The sequence below is a fragment of the Microvirga flocculans ATCC BAA-817 genome (assembly GCF_000518665.1).
GTDB lineage: Bacteria > Pseudomonadota > Alphaproteobacteria > Rhizobiales > Beijerinckiaceae > Microvirga > Microvirga flocculans.
The window spans coordinates 181,571-197,213 of sequence record NZ_JAEA01000006.1; the positions used below are offsets into that span (position 1 = coordinate 181,571).

A 15,643-nucleotide genomic window follows, 5' to 3' on the forward strand; every position below is an offset into this window, starting at 1 on the left:
CTACATGAGCGTGTCGATGCCGGTGAAGATCGCGTAGACGAAGCCAAGGCTCAGGGTGAGCCCGATGGAGCCGATGACGAGGCCCCCCACCACCACGAGCCCGTCCCGTTCGACGAGGCCCAGCCCCACCAGGCACACGGCCAGGCCCAGGGGGATCTGCCCCACGAAGGGCGGCGCGAAGAGAAGCCCGAGCGCCAGGACCAGGATGACCGCGCCCATGAGACGCATGGCGAGCGGCGTGTCGAGGAAGGTCATGCGCGGGCGGGAGATGCGCTCCAGCCGGCGGAAGACGGGAATGGCCCGCCCCACGGCCCGCTCCACGTCCGTCTGGGCGACGGACCGGTTCATGAGCTGGCTCGGAAGCCAGGGAGCGTCGCGGCCGAAGACGATCTGGATGGCGACCAGCGCCAGAAGCAGGCCGCAGACCAGCGGAATCGGCGGCGGCATGGGCAGGCAGTTGGGCAGCCCGAGCAGGACGATCAGGAGCGCGAAGGCCCGGTCCTGGAGCACCGCCATGATCTCGCGCACGGTCAGGCGCTCGCCGGGCTGCGAGGCAAGGGCGAGCAGGATTTGTGAGGTGCGCGCGTTGGAAAACAAGGAGCCCTGACAGGTTCGGGGATGCTCAGGGCGCCTCTCTACCTGACTTAACGTCCGGGGCCAAGGCTCATCAGTGAATGTTGATCTCGCCCTGGTAGGCCCGGAACTCGGCGGGCCGGATCAGCTGCGCATGGGTCACCGTTACGGAATGCAACGGACCGACGAGCTCCCGCTTCCAGAAATCGAGAAAGTCGATGAGGACGGGAAACCGGGGAGCCAGATCGTATTCCTGCCAGACATAGGTCTGCAGAAAGGACGGATGGTCCGGCATGCGGTAGAGGATCTTGGCCGTCGTCAGCCCGTAGCCTTCCATCTGGCGGATGAAATCCCTGGATACCATGCGAACTCCTTCTCAAGCCCGAACGAGCCTTGCGACAGGGAGCCAGCCGGCAGCGCAGGCGGTTTCCCTGCCTATGCTCAGGATTCAATCTAGAGTGCTCTTGGCGGTTCCCGCAAGCGAATGGACTTGCACAACGATGTGATCTTGCGTTGATTGCTCCAGCGCGAGCCAGAACGAATCCATCATGGAAGGAGATCACCGGGAATGCGCTTCGCCTTCGCCGGAATCGATTTTCTGGGGGATGTTTTCGAGACGCTGCTCGCCAGGGGCTGGGAGCCGGTCAAGCTCTTCACCCGGCCCTGCGACAACATCTACGACTTCAACGACGTGACGGTTTCCCGCGCCCGCGCCTTGCGGCTGCCGATCCAGACGTCGCGCCTTCTTCCGGCCGATCTCGCAGGCCTCAAAGCCATGGGGTGCCAGGCCCTCGTGGTGGCGGGCTATCCCTGGCTGATCACCGGGTGGGAACGGCATCTGCCCTATGCGGTCAATTTCCATCCCTCGCCCCTGCCCATGGGCCGCGGCCCCTACCCGCTTTTCCAGGCCATCCTGGACGCCTACCCGGAATGGGGCATCGCGGCTCACGTTCTCGCCCCCTCCTTCGACACCGGCGCCATCGTGGCCCAGAGGCGCTTCGGCCTGAGTGCCGCGGAAACCCATGACACCCTGCTCGCCAAGTGCCAGATGGCGGCCAAGAGCATTGCCTCGGAACTGGCGGACGACCTGCCCCGCCTGTGGCACGAGGCAAAGCCGCAGGGTCCCGGCAGCTACTGGCCCCGGATCACGCAGGCGCAGAGAACGGTGGACTGGACGAAGGGCGTCCAGGATGCGCTGCGCACCATCCGCGCCTTCGGCTCCATCGAGGCCTTCGCCCAGATCGATTCCCGCTATGTCTATGTATGGGAGGCGACGGGCTGGGAGGAGCCGCACCGCTACAGGCCCGGCTCCCTGATCCATCGGCACCGGAAACACATGGTCATCGCAGCCGGGAACGGCTTCGTCCAGGTTACCGGCTGGAGTCCCTACGCTCCGGGACCGTCGAGAAAGGCCTGACCCACTGGCTGTCCCGGGCACCGAGGCATCATCGTCCTTCCCGGTTGCCGAAGGGTGCACAGGCTTCCGGTGAGCGTGACGATCCCCCATGCGCTCAAGAGCCGTGTGTCTCCCGAGAGTGCGAGCTGCCCGATGGCTCCAGGGGCGGCAGCTCCCGGGCTAGCGGAGCGTCCATGGTGCAGACGACGCCGGATGGGCGGAACTCGATCCGCGCTTGCCCGTTCAGCTCCCGCGCCAGGATCCGCTCGATGAGGCGGGAGCCGAATCCGCGATAGGTGGGCTGCCCGACGGGCGGCCCGCCGCTTTCCTCCCAGTGCAGGCTCAGACGGGGTGACGGTCCGTTCTCCCTAACCGACCAGGCGACATCGACCCGGCCTCGGGCACGGGACAGGGCTCCGTACTTCACGGCATTGGTCGCCAGCTCCTGCAGGGCCATGGACAGGGAGAGCGCCATGCGCGGCGAGAGGCGGAGCGGCGGGCCGCTCATTTCCAATCGGCATCCGTCCCGGTTGGCATAGGGCGCGAGCGCCTGGGCCACGATCTCCCGGATCTCGGCCCCTTCCCAGCTTTCCTGCGTGAGCACGTCGTGAGCTCTGGCGAGGGCGATCAGCCGGTCCTCGACGGCTTCCTTCGCCTCCTGCATAGTGCGAGCATTGCGAAGGGTTTGGGAGGCAATGGACTGCACGGTGGCCAGGGTGTTCTTCACCCGATGGTTTAGCTCGTGGATCAGGAGTGTGCGCTGCTCTTCCGCTTGCTTGCGGTCGGTGATGTCGCGCTGAATGCCCCAGAGCCTTTTCAGCCAGCCGTTCTCGACCACGCCGATCATGCTGTTGGCGAAATGCTTGAGGTTTCCGGCGGCGTCCCGTTCGGCGGATTCCACGTCCGTCACCGCATATCCTGCACGGATGATGCCTTCCAGATAGGCCCTCGCCGAGGGGTCGGAGGCGGGCAGCGGAAAATCGAGGGTCCTGCCGATGAGATCCTCGGCGCGGGCGAGCCCGTACATGCGCGCCATGGCGTCGTTGCAATCGACGAAGCATCCGTCGCGATAGGCCCGGTCGATCTGCTCCTCGACCGGCAGGGAGGTGTCGAGAGGAGGATCGAACTCCATGAGCCAGATGCCCTCCGAGCTGTGCGCGATGAAGGAGCGGTAGCGCTCTTCACTGTCGGCGCTGGCGGCCCCGATCCGCCGGGTCTGCGTGGAATCGACGAGGACGCCGGCGATGCTTTCCACCCTCCCGTCGGATCCGTGCCCTGCGCCGCCGATGACAGTGACGATGCGCGCAGTTCCCTTGTCACCCCGGAGCCTGAAGCTGACATCCAGCCTGGAAAGCCCCTCGGTGCAAGACTGCACCGCTTCACGGACCTGCGCGAGGTCGTCCGGATGGACCCGGCCGAACAGCTCCCGTGCCCACGCGCCTTCGCTGGGTCCGAAGCCGAAGATCTCGCGCCCTCTCTCGTCGATCAGCAGCTCATCCGTGAGCAGGTTCCACGCGAAGGTGCCCAGGCCAGCCGTTTCAAGCGCCGCGGCGCGGCTCGCGCTGCCTTCATCGGCATCGGTGCCGGTTTGTGAAACCGGAGCCATTATGGAGACCGGCGATGCGACCGCTTGCCCGGATTGCGGGGAATGGGCCGTCCCCGCATCGCTAAGTCTTCTCATGTCGCCCCCGGACCCTGCAGGGACGCCGCGGTAGTCGAGGGCATCCGACCCTGTCGCTTCCTACCCATTCCGCAAGACCTCCCCAGCATTTGCTGGAATGAGCGGTGAGACACCACGATTGCAGGACCATCCGGCCCCGCTCCCAGAATGACAGCCGCAACGCAACGAAAACACCTTGCGCCTGCAAAGGTTTCAACGAGGATCCGGTGGGATCAGCCCCAGCGGGCGCACCGTTATTTTATAGCGACCCTTACGTTCGCCAAGGAGGCGCATCGCTTCCTCGCGGCACATTGTTGTGGAACCAAGCCTTTTCCCGCCGCATTATCTTTCACGAAGGCCGCAGCCCCCACTGGTCTTCGAGACCCTCTTAAGCCCTTCACGGTCACGTGGAGGGCTTTTTTCTTGGCGCGGTCGTGCCGATCCACCCGGCGACACTGCCGAACGGCAATCGTCCCGGCCTCAGACCTTGCCCTTTCCCCGGCAAGCGGGCGACGCCTTCATGGCCCAGGCGCCGTCAGAGCGCGTGATAATGCCGCCCCTGATACACGAGGGCCGGCTTCTGCTCGCCGAGCCTGATGGCGACGACCTCGCCGATGATGACATGGTGGGTCGCCACGACCCGGGCATCGCTGATCCGGCAATCGAAGGAGACCAGGCTCGTCGTCAGGGAGGGGGCTCCCGTCGCGAGCACATCCCACTGCCCGAGGGTAAACCGCTCCTGCCCGTGAAGACCGGTCCTCCCTGCGAAGGCGCTCGCCAGGTCGCGATCGGCCGCGCTCAGGGTATTCACGCAGAAGACGCGGTTCGCCAGGAGCGACTGGGCCGAACGGGCGGCCGTGTTCACGCAGACGAGAAGCGCGGCGGGACTGTCCGTGACCGTGGTGACGGCTGTGGCCGTGAACCCTGCCCGGCCCGCGTCGCCGTCGGTAGTGACCAGATGAACGGCCCCCGCGACACGGCTCATCCCCTCCCGGAACAGGAGCGGGTCGGGGTCTGCGACAGGAGGGGTCAGGGAGACTTGTGACGTCAACATTCGCGATCCGGGCAAGCCTCTTCCACACTTCTGGGGCAGGCGACAGGGTTCTTTGGGATCATATGGCCCCTCCGCTCGCCAATGGGAAGCGTCCGGCGATGGAAAGCCCTGCTCCATATTCGATCAAAGTATGCCCTCAAAACCATCAAAAGGCTTGATAGGTGCCTCAACGGCGCGTTGTCGAAAGAAAATCGTTTTGCTAATCAAGCCCCCACCTTACGTCAGGCTTGGCGATGCTCCCGCATCGTGCTTTCCTGCGAGGGTTCCCAAAAACGACCCCATCCAGAGGGGCAAGGGTAGGACATGGAAATTTTTGTGCAGCAGCTCATCAATGGGCTGACTCTCGGGTCGATCTACGGCCTCATCGCCATCGGCTATACGATGGTCTTCGGCATCATCGGCATGGTGAACTTCGCCCACGGCGACGTCTTCATGCTCTCCGCTTTCATATCGCTCATTTTCTTCCTGATCCTGACCGCATGGCTCGGGATCTCCTCCGTCGCGCTGGCCCTGCTGATCGTGCTGGTCATCGCGATGGCGCTCACCTCCCTGTGGGGCTGGGCCATCGAGCGCATTGCTTACCGGCCCCTGCGCGGCTCGTTCCGCCTTGCGCCGCTGATCTCGGCCATCGGCGTCTCGATCTTCCTCTCCAACTTCGTCCAGGTGGCGCAGGGCGCGCGCAACAAGCCGACGCCTCCCATGGTCCGGGACGTGATCGTGCTGTTCCAGGGCGAGAGCGGCTACAACGTCGCCCTCTCCTACAAGCAGATCATCATCATGGTCACAACGGCGGTGCTGCTGACGATCTTCTGGTACCTCGTCCAGAAAACCTCTCTCGGCCGCGCCCAGCGCGCCTGCGAGCAGGACCGCAAGATGGCCGCGCTGCTCGGCATCAACGTGGACCGGACGATCTCCCTGACCTTCGTGATCGGCGCGTCCCTCGCCTCGGTCGCGGGCACCATGTACCTGCTCTATTACGGCGTGGTGAGCTTCAGCGACGGCTTCGTGCCGGGGGTGAAGGCCTTCACCGCGGCGGTTCTGGGCGGCATCGGCTCGCTGCCGGGCGCCGTTCTGGGCGGGCTGATCATCGGCCTCATCGAGACCTTCTGGTCGGCCTATTTCTCCATCGAGTACAAGGATGTGGCCGCGTTCTCGATCCTTGCCATCGTCCTGATCTTCATGCCATCCGGTATCCTCGGACGGCCTGAGGTCGAGAAGGTCTAAGGAGCCAGCCCCATGAACGCTCCTTCCATCACCACCACGGCCCCGACGGACGCCGTGACCCGCAAATTCGACCTGGGTGCGGCGCTCAAGGACGCCGTCAAGACCGCCCTGATCACCCTGGGCCTGTCGATCCCGATCCTGGCCTACAAGACGGACCAGTCCGGCGCCGATCTCTACCTCACCCCCCGCTGGGGCCTGGTCGCCATCGTCTGCGCCATTGTGTTCGGGCTTCGCCTGGTCCTGCATGCCTTTACAGCATCGCGGGCCTATACCAAGGCGACGCCGAGCGCCCACCAGGCGACGGAGCCCGTCCATGCGACGCCGAGCGCCTTCCAGCACGTCTCGCGCTTCGCCATTCCGTTCTTCCTCGGAGCGGCACTGCTCTTCCCGGCCCTGGTCTATCTGGTCCAGGGCGGCCTGACCGAGTCCCGCTACTGGGTGGATCTGGGCATCCTGATCCTCACCTACGTGATGCTCGGCTGGGGCCTGAACATCGTCGTGGGCCTCGCAGGCCTTCTCGACCTGGGCTACGTCGCCTTCTACGCGGTCGGCGCCTATTCCTACGCCCTGCTGTCGACGACCTTCGGGCTGTCGTTCTGGATCTGCCTGCCGCTGGCCGGAATCCTCGCCGCCTTCTGGGGCATGATCCTGGGCTTTCCGGTTCTGCGCCTGCGCGGCGACTACCTCGCCATCGTGACCCTCGCGTTCGGTGAGATCATCCGCCTCGTGCTCATCAACTGGGTGGACCTGACCAACGGCGGCGCCGGCATCTCCTCGATCCCGCGCGCGACCTTCTTCGGCATCCCGTTCACCGCGGGCGAAGGCGGCTTCGCGGCCACCTTCGGGCTCGAGTTCAACGGGATGCATAGGATCATCTTCCTTTACTACCTGATCCTGATGCTGGCCCTGCTCACGAACTTCGTCACCATGCGGCTGCGCAAGCTGCCCGTGGGCCGCGCCTGGGAAGCCCTGCGCGAGGACGAGATTGCCTGCCGGTCGCTGGGCATCAACACCACGAACACCAAGCTGACGGCCTTCGCCATCGGCGCCATGTTCGGCGGCTTCGCGGGCTCCTTCTTCGCGGTCCGCCAGGGCTTCGTCTCCCCGGAAAGCTTCAACTTCCTGGAATCGGCGATCATCCTGGCCATCGTGGTTCTCGGCGGCATGGGCTCGCAGATCGGCGTCGCCATCGCGGCGATCGTGCTGGTCGGCGGTCCCGAGATCCTGCGCAACCTGACCTTCCTCCAAGCCGTCTTCGGCTCGGGCTTCGACCCGAACGAGTACCGCCTGCTCCTCTTCGGTGCCGGCATGGTGGCGATGATGGTGTGGCGTCCGCGCGGCCTGATCTCGGAACGTGAACCATCGGTGATCTTGAAAGAGCGCAAGGCCATTTCCGGCTCGCTCGTGAAGGAAGGACACGGCTAATGCGCTGGCTGCAGGATCCCATCCTCGACGTACAGCATCTCACGATGCGCTTCGGCGGTCTCGTCGCCATCAACGACCTCTCCTTCAAGGCCGGGCGCGGCGACATCACCGCGCTGATCGGCCCCAACGGAGCGGGCAAGACCACGGTCTTCAACTGCATCACCGGCTTCTACAAGCCGACCGAGGGCATGATCGCCCTCAACAAGCCCGACGGGACGCACCTGCTGCTGGAACGGCTGCCGGGCTTCGACATCAACTGGAAGGGCAAGGTCGCCCGAACCTTCCAGAACATCCGCCTGTTCTCGGGCATGACGGTGCTCGAGAACCTTCTGGTGGCGCAGCACAACCCGCTGATGATCGCCTCGGGCTTCACCTTCCTGGGCGTGCTCGGGCTGGGCGGCTACCGCAAGGCGGAGAAGGAAGCCATCGAGAAGGCCAAGTACTGGCTGGAGAAGACCCGGCTCATCGACCGGGCCGACGATCCGGCCGGCGACCTCCCCTACGGCGACCAGCGCCGCCTGGAGATCGCCCGCGCCATGTGCACCGATCCGCTCCTGCTCTGCCTCGACGAACCGGCGGCCGGCCTCAATCCCCGGGAGTCGCTGGAGCTGAACGAGCTTCTGCTGTCGATCCGCAAGGACCAGGGCACGTCGATCCTGCTGATCGAGCACGACATGTCGGTGGTGATGGAAATCTCCGACCATGTCGTGGTGCTCGATTACGGCACCAAGATCTCGGACGGTTCCCCCGTCGACGTGAGGAACGATCCCAAGGTCATCGCCGCCTATCTCGGCGTGGCCGATGACGAAGTCGAGACAGTCGAGGCGGAGGTCGGCGCATGAGCACTGCTGGAACGAATATCGCGATGCAGAGCCCTCAAGGAGCCCCTGCCCGCCAGCCGCTTCTGAGCGTGCGGGGCGTGAAGACCTATTACGGCAACATCATCGCCCTCAAGGGCGTGGACATGGACGTCCACGAGGGTGAGATCGTCACCCTGATCGGCGCCAACGGCGCCGGCAAGTCGACCCTGATGATGACGATCTTCGGCAACCCGCGGGCGCGGGAAGGCACGATCACCTATGCGGGCCAGGACATCACCAGGATGCCGACCCACGAGATCGCCCATCTCTCCATCGCCCAGTCGCCGGAAGGCCGCCGCATCTTCCCGCGCATGACCGTGTTCGAGAACCTGCAGATGGGCGCGGCCATGCACAACATGGCGTATTTCGACCAGGATCTCGAACGGGTCTGCACCCTGTTCCCGCGCCTGAAGGAGCGCCTGCAGCAGCGCGGCGGCACCCTTTCGGGCGGCGAGCAGCAGATGCTGGCCATCGCCCGCGCGCTCATGAGCCGGCCCAAGCTCCTCCTCCTGGACGAGCCGTCGCTGGGTCTCGCGCCGCTGATCGTCAAGCAGATCTTCGAGATCATCAAGGAGCTGAACGAGAAGGACGGCATGACCATCTTCCTCGTGGAGCAGAACGCCTACCACGCTCTCAAGCTGGCCCATCGCGCCTACGTGATGGTGACGGGCAACATCACCATGAGCGGCACGGGCAAGGAACTGCTCGAGAACCCGCAAGTCAGAGCAGCCTATCTCGAAGGGGGGCATCACTGATGCAGGGCATTCTCTACGAAGAGCCTTCGATCTGGCTCTTTCTTCTCATCACCGTGATCATGGGCGGCTGGGCGGCCTGGATGACCGGTCGGGCCATCGCCCTCACCTGGCGTCCGTTCTGGACCCTGATCGTCTACCTGTTCATCCTGGGCGCCGCCGTGCGCTTCATCCACTTCGCCCTTTTCGGCGGGACCCTGCTGTCGTTCCACTACTATGCGGTCGACACCATCGTTCTGCTGATCGTCGGCGCGCTCGGGTTCCGGTACCGCCGCGCCCGGATGATGACCACGCAATACCGTTGGCTCTACGAGAGGACCGGCCCGTTTTCCTGGCGGGAAAAGGCTTCTGCTACCAAGGGCTAAAGGGAAAAATTCCAGCGTGACATCCGCTTAAAAACGAGCATGATATCACATGGATGGCGGGGAGAACCCCGCCAAACCGGCCCCGTAAGGAAGGGGGCCTATAAAACCACCAGAGGAGTGACCTCATGAAAAAACTGCTGTTGACCGGCGTGGCGCTTGGTCTTGGCCTCGCCTTCTCCAGCGCCGCCAGCGCCCAGATCAAGATCGGCGTCGCCGGCCCCATCACGGGCCCGAACGCCGCTTTCGGCGCTCAGCTGAAGAACGGTGTCGAGCAGGCTGTCGAGGACATCAATGCAGCCGGCGGCATCAATGGCCAGAAGCTGCAGCTCGTCGTCGGCGACGACGTCTCCGACCCCAAGCAGGGCGTGTCGGTGGCGAACAAGTTCGCGGCTGAAGGCGTGAAGTTCGTCGTCGGACACTTCAACTCCGGCGTCTCCATCCCGGCTTCCCAGGTCTATGAAGAGGCCGGAATCGTGGCGGTTTCCCCGGCCTCGACGAACCCGCAATATACCGAGCGCGGCATGTGGAACACGTTCCGCACCTGCGGTCGCGACGACCAGCAAGGCCTCGTTGCCGGCAGCTACCTCGCCGACAAGTTCAAGGGCAAGAAGGTCGCGGTCATCCACGACAAGACCCCCTACGGCAAGGGCCTCGCCGACGAAACCCAGAAGACCATGAACTCCAAGGGTCTGAAGGAAGTCGTCTATGAAGGCATCAACCCGGGCGAGAAGGACTACTCCGCGCTCGTGTCGAAGCTGAAACAGGCCGGCGTCGACGTCGTCTACTTCGGCGGCCTCCACACGGAAGCCGGCCTCATCATCCGCCAGATGCGCGACCAGGGCCTGAACGCCCCGCTCATGTCGGGCGACGGCATCGTGTCGGCCGAGTTCACCTCGATCGCCGGCCCGGGCGCCGAAGGCACCCTCATGACCTTCGCTCCGGATCCGCGCAAGAACCCGAACGCGAAGGACGTCGTGGCCAAGTTCAAGGCAAAGAACTACGATCCTGAGGCCTACACCCACTACAGCTACGCCGCCGCTCAGGTTCTCGCCGAGGCTGCGAAGCAGGCTGGCAGCACCGATGGCAAGAAGGTTGCCGACGCTCTGAAGTCGGGCAAGCCCTTCAAGACCGTCATCGGCGATCTCACCTTCGACAAGAAGGGCGACATCACCCGTCCCGACTACGTGATGTATGTCTGGAAGAAGGGCGCCGACGGCAAGATCGACTACTCGGGCAACGAACTGTCCATGTAATCGGTCGGCTTGAAGCCGAAGCTTAAGGAACCCGCCCTGGCGACAGGGCGGGTTTTCTTATGGGCGCTTCTGTTCCGCGCTCTTTCACCTGTGCCGTCAGGCTCTCTCGATCCGGGCAGCGAAACAGCCGCGCCGCGCGAAATGCGCATCCACATGCGCAACCTTCGGATCGGCGAGGAAGCGGTCGATCAGGCGAAGGACGTCCTCGCCCTCCCCGACCTCGGCATCGAGAATGAAGGCATTCCCGTCATAGGCGCGCAGGGACAGTAAGCGGTCCCGGAAGATGGGCGGCAGCTCGCCGCGATAGCTCCCGGTCCTGGCGGAGCGGCTGACGAAGATCGGCCCGGCGGCGCGATAGGGCGATGCCGCGTTCGTCTGATGGGCGTGGTTGAGGAGCAGCAATTCCTCGCCCTCTGCAACCCGCGTCAGGGAGATGCGGCAGGGATAGGCATCGGCCTGGTCGGCATAGACCCGCCGGGCGCCCATGGCTTGAAGGCGACCCTCGTCCAAAAGGAACAGCGGCGCGAAAGCATCGGCATCGAGGCCGCGAATGTGAAACGTCATGAATGATCTCCTGTGAGAGATCGCGACCATGACAATGCGGAACGGAGCGCGCGACCCGATTCCTGTGCGGCCTATCCCAGCCGCCCCAGCGCGGGAAAGGTCTCAAGCAGCCAGAAGGACATGGTGCCGATCCAGCCGGCGAGGAAGGCGATGCCGGTGAGGACCAGGAGCACGCCCATCGTCTTCTCGATCAGCGCGAAGCGGGAGCGCATGCGCTTGAGAAGGGCCACGAAGGGCTTCATCGCGAAGGCGGCAAGCAGGAAGGGAATGCCGAGGCCGGCGGAATAGGCCGCGAGCAAAAGGGCTCCCCGGGAGACGCTGTCCTCGGAACCCGCGACCGTCAGGATGGCAGCCAGCACGGGGCCGATGCAGGGCGTCCAGCCGAAGGCGAAGGCCAGGCCCATCAGATAGGCCCCCCAGAGCCCCACGGGCCTGGAGACGGAGAACCGGGCCTCCCGGTAGAACAGCCCGATGCGGAAGATCCCAAGGAAATGGAGGCCCATGACGATGATGGCGACACCTGCCACCGTGCTCAGGACATCGAGATATTGCCGGATCGCCTGGCCCAGGGCCGAGGCGGTCGCGCCGAGCAGCACGAAGACGGTGGAGAAGCCCGCCACGAAGAGAAGCGCCGCCAGAACCGCCCTGCGGCGAATGGCGCGGTCGTCGCCCGCGCTCAGGCGATCGAACGTGGTGCCCGCCAGGAAGGACAGGTAAGGCGGCACCAGCGGCAGAACGCAGGGGCTCAGGAAGCTGATGAGGCCGCCGAGGGCCGCTGCCGGAAAGGAGACGCTAAGCATGGCAAGCCTTCTATCCTGTCGCATCAGGCTTAGAAAGCCGGTGAAACGCCACTTCTCCAGCTTGTGAAGAGGCCCGATTTTCGGTTTGCTCCCCCCATGACTCATCCCCGCAATCTCATCACCGATGTGGCCGGTCTGCGGATCGGCAACGCTCACGATGCCCGGCTCGGCTCGGGCGTCACCGTCGCCCTCTTCGACGAGCCGGCCGTCGTCTCCTGCGAAGTGATGGGTGGCGCGCCCGGAACGCGGGAGACGGACATCCTCCAGCCGGACAAGATGGTGCCGAGCATCCACGGCGTCGTCCTCTCCGGCGGCTCCGCCTTCGGGCTCGATGCGGCAAGCGGCGTGCAGGCCTATCTGCGCCGGCAGGGCATCGGCTTCCAGGTTGGCAACGCCCGGGTTCCGCTGGTCTCCCAGGCCGTCATCTTCGACCTCATGAACGGGGGCGACAAGGAATGGGGCCTCTACCCGCCTTACCGGGAACTCGGCTTCCAGGCGGCGGAGAAGGCAGGGCTCGACTTCGACCTCGGCACCGCAGGCGGCGGCTACGGGGCCACCACGGCCAACCTGAAGGGCGGCCTGGGATCGGCCAGCGTGAAAACCTCTTCGGGCCACACGGTCGGCGCCCTGGTCATCGTGAACGCCATCGCCTCTGCGGTGATCGGGAGCGGTCCGCATTTCTGGGCCGGGGGCCTGGAGGAAGGAGACGAGTTCGGTGGGCTCGGGCTTCCTGCCCGCGTGGATTCCGACATGCGCCGGCTGTTCTGGAAAGGCGGCCCGCAGCCTGCGACGACCATCGCCCTGATCGCGACCGATGCGGTGCTGACCAAGGCCCAGGCCAAGCGCCTCGCCGTCGCTTCCCATGCCGGTCTCGCCCGGGGCCTGCGCTTCTCCCATGCGCTCTTCGACGGCGACACGATCTTCGCCGCATCGACCGGCCGCAGGCCGCTCGGCGATGCGGCGGCGGAGTTCACGGAACTCACGGCCCTGGCCGCCGATTGCCTGACCCGCGCCATCGCGCGCGGCGTCTACGAGGCGACGGCCCTGCCCTATCCCGGTGCGCAGCCTGCCTGGCGCGACAGGTTCGGCACGGGCCGGGGAAGCTAGGACCCGGCTTCGAGGCTGTATTCCGGATCGTTGACGAGACGCCACAGGAAGCCCGCCATGCGGGCTTCCAACCTGCTTCGCGTTCCCCCCAGGATCTGCTCCAGAACCGTCTGAACGTTTTCGGCCGAAGCCAGAAGGGCGGCCGCCAGGCGCGGGCTTGCCGCCGTCAGCAGGCGAACCCAGCGCTGAGCCTCGACCGCATCGATGGCGAACTGGGTGCGCACGAGATCCATGAGCTTGCCTTCCTTGTCGGCGGGCCGGATCATCAGAAGCGTGGTTTCGCAGCCGAACAGGTCCTGGGCCGCTCCGCGCATCGGGAGCAGATAGGCGATTGCCGGCCCCTCCTGCTCCGTCGCCGGAAGCGGGATGGGGCCGCGCAGCTGATCGAAGAGGCCCGCCGTGATCCGCTCCAGACTCTCGCTCAGGATCCGCTGGGCACCGGCATCCGTGAAGGTGACCCGGTCACCGGCCCTGACGGTCACCTGAGAGAGCCGGGCCTCCATGGCCGCGTTGCAGGCCAGCAGCCGCCCATTCCGGGTGAGGACGGCGGCGGGGACATCCATGAACTGCAAGGCGGACACCGTCGACCGGGCCTGCCTCATGCCGAGATTCGTGAAGAGGAACGTCGCACGCGCGAGGTGCGGCCGGAGCCCGTCGAGCCTCGTCCTCAGCTCCTGCGTCATCGGGCCGTCGTTATAAGGCCGCTCGAAGCGGATGGAGGCGAGACCGCCCCCCGGAATCCTCATCATGGCGCCCGCCGACCAGCCGCCTCCCCGCGGCCAGATGAAATCCCGATACATCGGAACGGACTCGATTTCGCCGGGCGCGAAAACCTCGGTTTCGTCGAAGAACCGGAGGCGGCTCTGCCGGTTGCCCCGCTCCGCCCAGGCATTGCGCAGATGCCAGCCTTCGGCATACCAATCGCTGAGGGACGCACGGGCGCGCTCGGTCGCGAGCCAAGACCGCTCGCCCCGTCCCGTCACGGTGGTCATGGAGCCGCCATTGGCTCCGGCAAACGCGGAAATCTCTTCGAAGACCTGCAGCCACCGCTCGGGAATCACCGCGGCTTCGTAGATGTCGCTGATCAGCGACCGGTCACTCCCCAACATCCGCCCCCCGCAACGTTGGAGCGGATCATAAACGTTCCAACATCTCCTTCAAGCATTTTCCCCTCCAAACGGAGGGGAAAAACCGAAGAGCAGGGGAACCCGAGGCCCGGGTCCGGAACGCCGGAAGAGGGAAAGCTCAGAACCGCTCGACGCGATACGGCTTCGGATCGACGACGGGCGTCTCGCCGGTGATCATCTCGGCAAGCAGGCGGCCCGTGACGGGGCCCAGGGTCAGGCCGTGATGGGCATGGCCGAAACCGAACCACAGATTCTTGTGGCGCGGCGCCTTGCCGATGACCGGCATCATGTCCGGCGTGCAGGGGCGCGCGCCCATCCAGGGCTCGGGATCGACCCGCTCGCCCAAGGGGAAGAACTCCTTCGCGATGGGCTCGGCCCGGGCGAGCTGCACCGGCGTCTTGGGCGCATCGCGATCGGCGAATTCCGCGCCGGTCGTCAGGCGGATGCCGTTCGCCATGGGCGCCAGGAAGTAGCCGCGGTCGAAATCGAGCGTCGGCTTGTTGAGCACCGCATTCCCTACCGGCCTGTAGTGCATGTGATAGCCGCGCTTGACCGCGAGGGGCAGGTTGTAGCCCAGGCGCTTCGTGACGAGGTCGGCCCAGGGACCCAGGGCCACGACGACCTCGCCAGCATCGACGGGGCCGTTTTCCGTCTGCACGCACCAGCCTGTCGCCGTTTCCTCGAGGGTCCGGGCGTCGCCCGCGGCCAGCTCGCCGCCGAGGCGCTCGAAAAGGCCCACATAGCCCATGGTGAGGGCATGAGGATCGGACACGGAGGACGGGTCCGTCCAATGGATGCCGCCCTTGGTCTCCACCTTCAGGTGGGGCTCGCTGGCAGCCACGCCCCTGGTGTCGAGCGCAGTGAAATTCACGCCGAAATCACGCTTCACGCCCTCGGCGTCGCGCAGCTGCGCATCGCGGGTCTTTTCGTCCCGGAAGACCTTCAGCCAGCCGGTCGGGCGGATGAGGTGCGTGGAGCCGGATTCCTCGGCCAGGGCCATGTGCTCGGTGACGCTGCGCTCGATCAGCGGCGCGTACATCCGCGCGATCGCCTTGTGCTGGGCCGGGCGGGAATGCATCCAGTACTGCCACAGGAAAGGCGCCAGCTTCGGGATCGCGGCCCAGTGATAATGGGCGTCGATGGTGTTGTTGAGGGCGTAGCGCAGCAGCGCGCCGAAATCGTGCGGGAAGCCGTAAGGGTAGACGCCCTCGCGCTGGATCAGGCCCGCATTGCCGAAAGAGGTCTCCTCGCCGGGCCTGCGCCTGTCGACAAGAAGCACGGACCGGCCGCGCTTCTGAAGATGCACGGCAATGGACACGCCGATGATGCCGGCGCCGAGAACAACCACATCCTTACGCATGAAGGCTCTGCCCCATCTCAGGCACCCCTTGAAGGCAAGAGGCGCTCTATCGTTTGCGACGAGGCATTCTTACTCCGCTTGAAACGCGGCCGTCCACGGATTTCCTGTCGCAAAGGGAGCTCT

Annotated in this window: 16 protein-coding genes; 8 read left to right on the forward strand and 8 right to left on the reverse strand. The window is 65.3% G+C overall.

Going from position 1 to position 15,643, the window contains the following annotated elements; all coding sequences use genetic code 11:
- Window positions 1-597 carry an exopolysaccharide biosynthesis protein gene (locus tag L879_RS0107775; protein WP_051435152.1) on the reverse strand — a complete coding sequence of 199 codons (597 nt, stop codon included), beginning with the start codon at window positions 595-597 and terminating at the stop codon, window positions 1-3.
- 70 nt (window positions 598-667) lie between these two features.
- Window positions 668-937 (reverse strand): usg protein, encoded by a 270-nt coding sequence (locus tag L879_RS0107780; protein WP_027315597.1) that lies wholly within the window; start codon window positions 935-937, stop codon window positions 668-670.
- Window positions 938-1,141: 204 nt separating this feature from the next.
- Here L879_RS0107780 and L879_RS0107785 point away from each other — a divergent pair, with 204 nt between their 5' ends.
- Window positions 1,142-1,990, forward strand: a complete 849-nt coding sequence (locus L879_RS0107785) for a methionyl-tRNA formyltransferase (RefSeq protein WP_027315598.1) — start codon at window positions 1,142-1,144, stop codon at window positions 1,988-1,990.
- A gap of 94 nt (window positions 1,991-2,084) precedes the next feature.
- Here L879_RS0107785 and L879_RS20945 read toward each other — a convergent pair whose 3' ends face one another.
- Both L879_RS20945 and L879_RS0107795 read right to left on the reverse strand, forming a co-directional pair.
- The gene (locus L879_RS20945) at window positions 2,085-3,650 is read right to left on the reverse strand and encodes a sensor histidine kinase (protein WP_084020812.1); all 1,566 of its coding nucleotides are present in this window, start codon (window positions 3,648-3,650) and stop codon (window positions 2,085-2,087) included.
- A 514-nt stretch (window positions 3,651-4,164) separates the two neighbouring features.
- Entirely contained in the window at window positions 4,165-4,683 is a 519-nt protein-coding gene (locus L879_RS0107795) for a flavin reductase (protein ID WP_027315599.1), read from the reverse strand.
- A 303-nt stretch (window positions 4,684-4,986) separates the two neighbouring features.
- On the opposite strand from L879_RS0107795, the gene L879_RS0107800 reads away from it, so the two are divergent.
- From L879_RS0107800 to L879_RS0107825, 6 genes are all read left to right on the forward strand, one after another.
- Complete coding sequence (locus L879_RS0107800; protein ID WP_027315600.1) at window positions 4,987-5,907, forward strand: branched-chain amino acid ABC transporter permease; 921 nt, start codon at window positions 4,987-4,989, stop codon at window positions 5,905-5,907.
- Window positions 5,908-5,919: 12 nt separating this feature from the next.
- Complete coding sequence (gene livM / locus L879_RS0107805; RefSeq protein ID WP_027315601.1) at window positions 5,920-7,332, forward strand: high-affinity branched-chain amino acid ABC transporter permease LivM; 1,413 nt, start codon at window positions 5,920-5,922, stop codon at window positions 7,330-7,332.
- Entirely contained in the window at window positions 7,332-8,174 is an 843-nt protein-coding gene (locus tag L879_RS0107810) for an ABC transporter ATP-binding protein (RefSeq protein ID WP_027315602.1), read from the forward strand. The genes livM and L879_RS0107810 overlap by 1 nt, the downstream gene beginning before the upstream one ends.
- Complete coding sequence (locus L879_RS0107815; RefSeq protein WP_027315603.1) at window positions 8,171-8,947, forward strand: ABC transporter ATP-binding protein; 777 nt, start codon at window positions 8,171-8,173, stop codon at window positions 8,945-8,947. The genes L879_RS0107810 and L879_RS0107815 overlap by 4 nt, the downstream gene beginning before the upstream one ends.
- Entirely contained in the window at window positions 8,947-9,309 is a 363-nt protein-coding gene (locus L879_RS0107820; RefSeq protein ID WP_027315604.1) for a DUF6867 family protein, read from the forward strand. The genes L879_RS0107815 and L879_RS0107820 overlap by 1 nt, the downstream gene beginning before the upstream one ends.
- A gap of 125 nt (window positions 9,310-9,434) precedes the next feature.
- Window positions 9,435-10,562: a branched-chain amino acid ABC transporter substrate-binding protein gene (locus L879_RS0107825; RefSeq protein WP_027315605.1), complete on the forward strand. Its 1,128-nt coding sequence runs from the start codon at window positions 9,435-9,437 to the stop codon at window positions 10,560-10,562.
- Window positions 10,563-10,658: 96 nt separating this feature from the next.
- On the opposite strand, the gene L879_RS0107830 is transcribed toward L879_RS0107825, so the two are convergent.
- Window positions 10,659-11,126 carry a DUF1203 domain-containing protein gene (locus L879_RS0107830; protein WP_027315606.1) on the reverse strand — a complete coding sequence of 156 codons (468 nt, stop codon included), beginning with the start codon at window positions 11,124-11,126 and terminating at the stop codon, window positions 10,659-10,661.
- Between the two features lie 71 nt (window positions 11,127-11,197).
- Complete coding sequence (locus tag L879_RS0107835) at window positions 11,198-11,926, reverse strand: cytochrome c biogenesis CcdA family protein (RefSeq protein WP_027315607.1); 729 nt, start codon at window positions 11,924-11,926, stop codon at window positions 11,198-11,200.
- A 96-nt stretch (window positions 11,927-12,022) separates the two neighbouring features.
- Between L879_RS0107835 and L879_RS0107840 the strand changes: the two genes are divergently transcribed.
- Entirely contained in the window at window positions 12,023-13,033 is a 1,011-nt protein-coding gene (locus L879_RS0107840; protein ID WP_027315608.1) for a P1 family peptidase, read from the forward strand.
- Here the strand turns inward: L879_RS0107840 and L879_RS0107845 are convergent.
- Both L879_RS0107845 and L879_RS0107850 read right to left on the reverse strand, forming a co-directional pair.
- Window positions 13,030-14,142 carry a hypothetical protein gene (locus tag L879_RS0107845; RefSeq protein WP_027315609.1) on the reverse strand — a complete coding sequence of 371 codons (1,113 nt, stop codon included), beginning with the start codon at window positions 14,140-14,142 and terminating at the stop codon, window positions 13,030-13,032. The genes L879_RS0107840 and L879_RS0107845 overlap by 4 nt on opposite strands.
- A 136-nt stretch (window positions 14,143-14,278) precedes the next feature.
- Entirely contained in the window at window positions 14,279-15,520 is a 1,242-nt protein-coding gene (locus L879_RS0107850; RefSeq protein ID WP_027315610.1) for an NAD(P)/FAD-dependent oxidoreductase, read from the reverse strand.
- Window positions 15,521-15,643 lie beyond the last annotated feature (123 nt).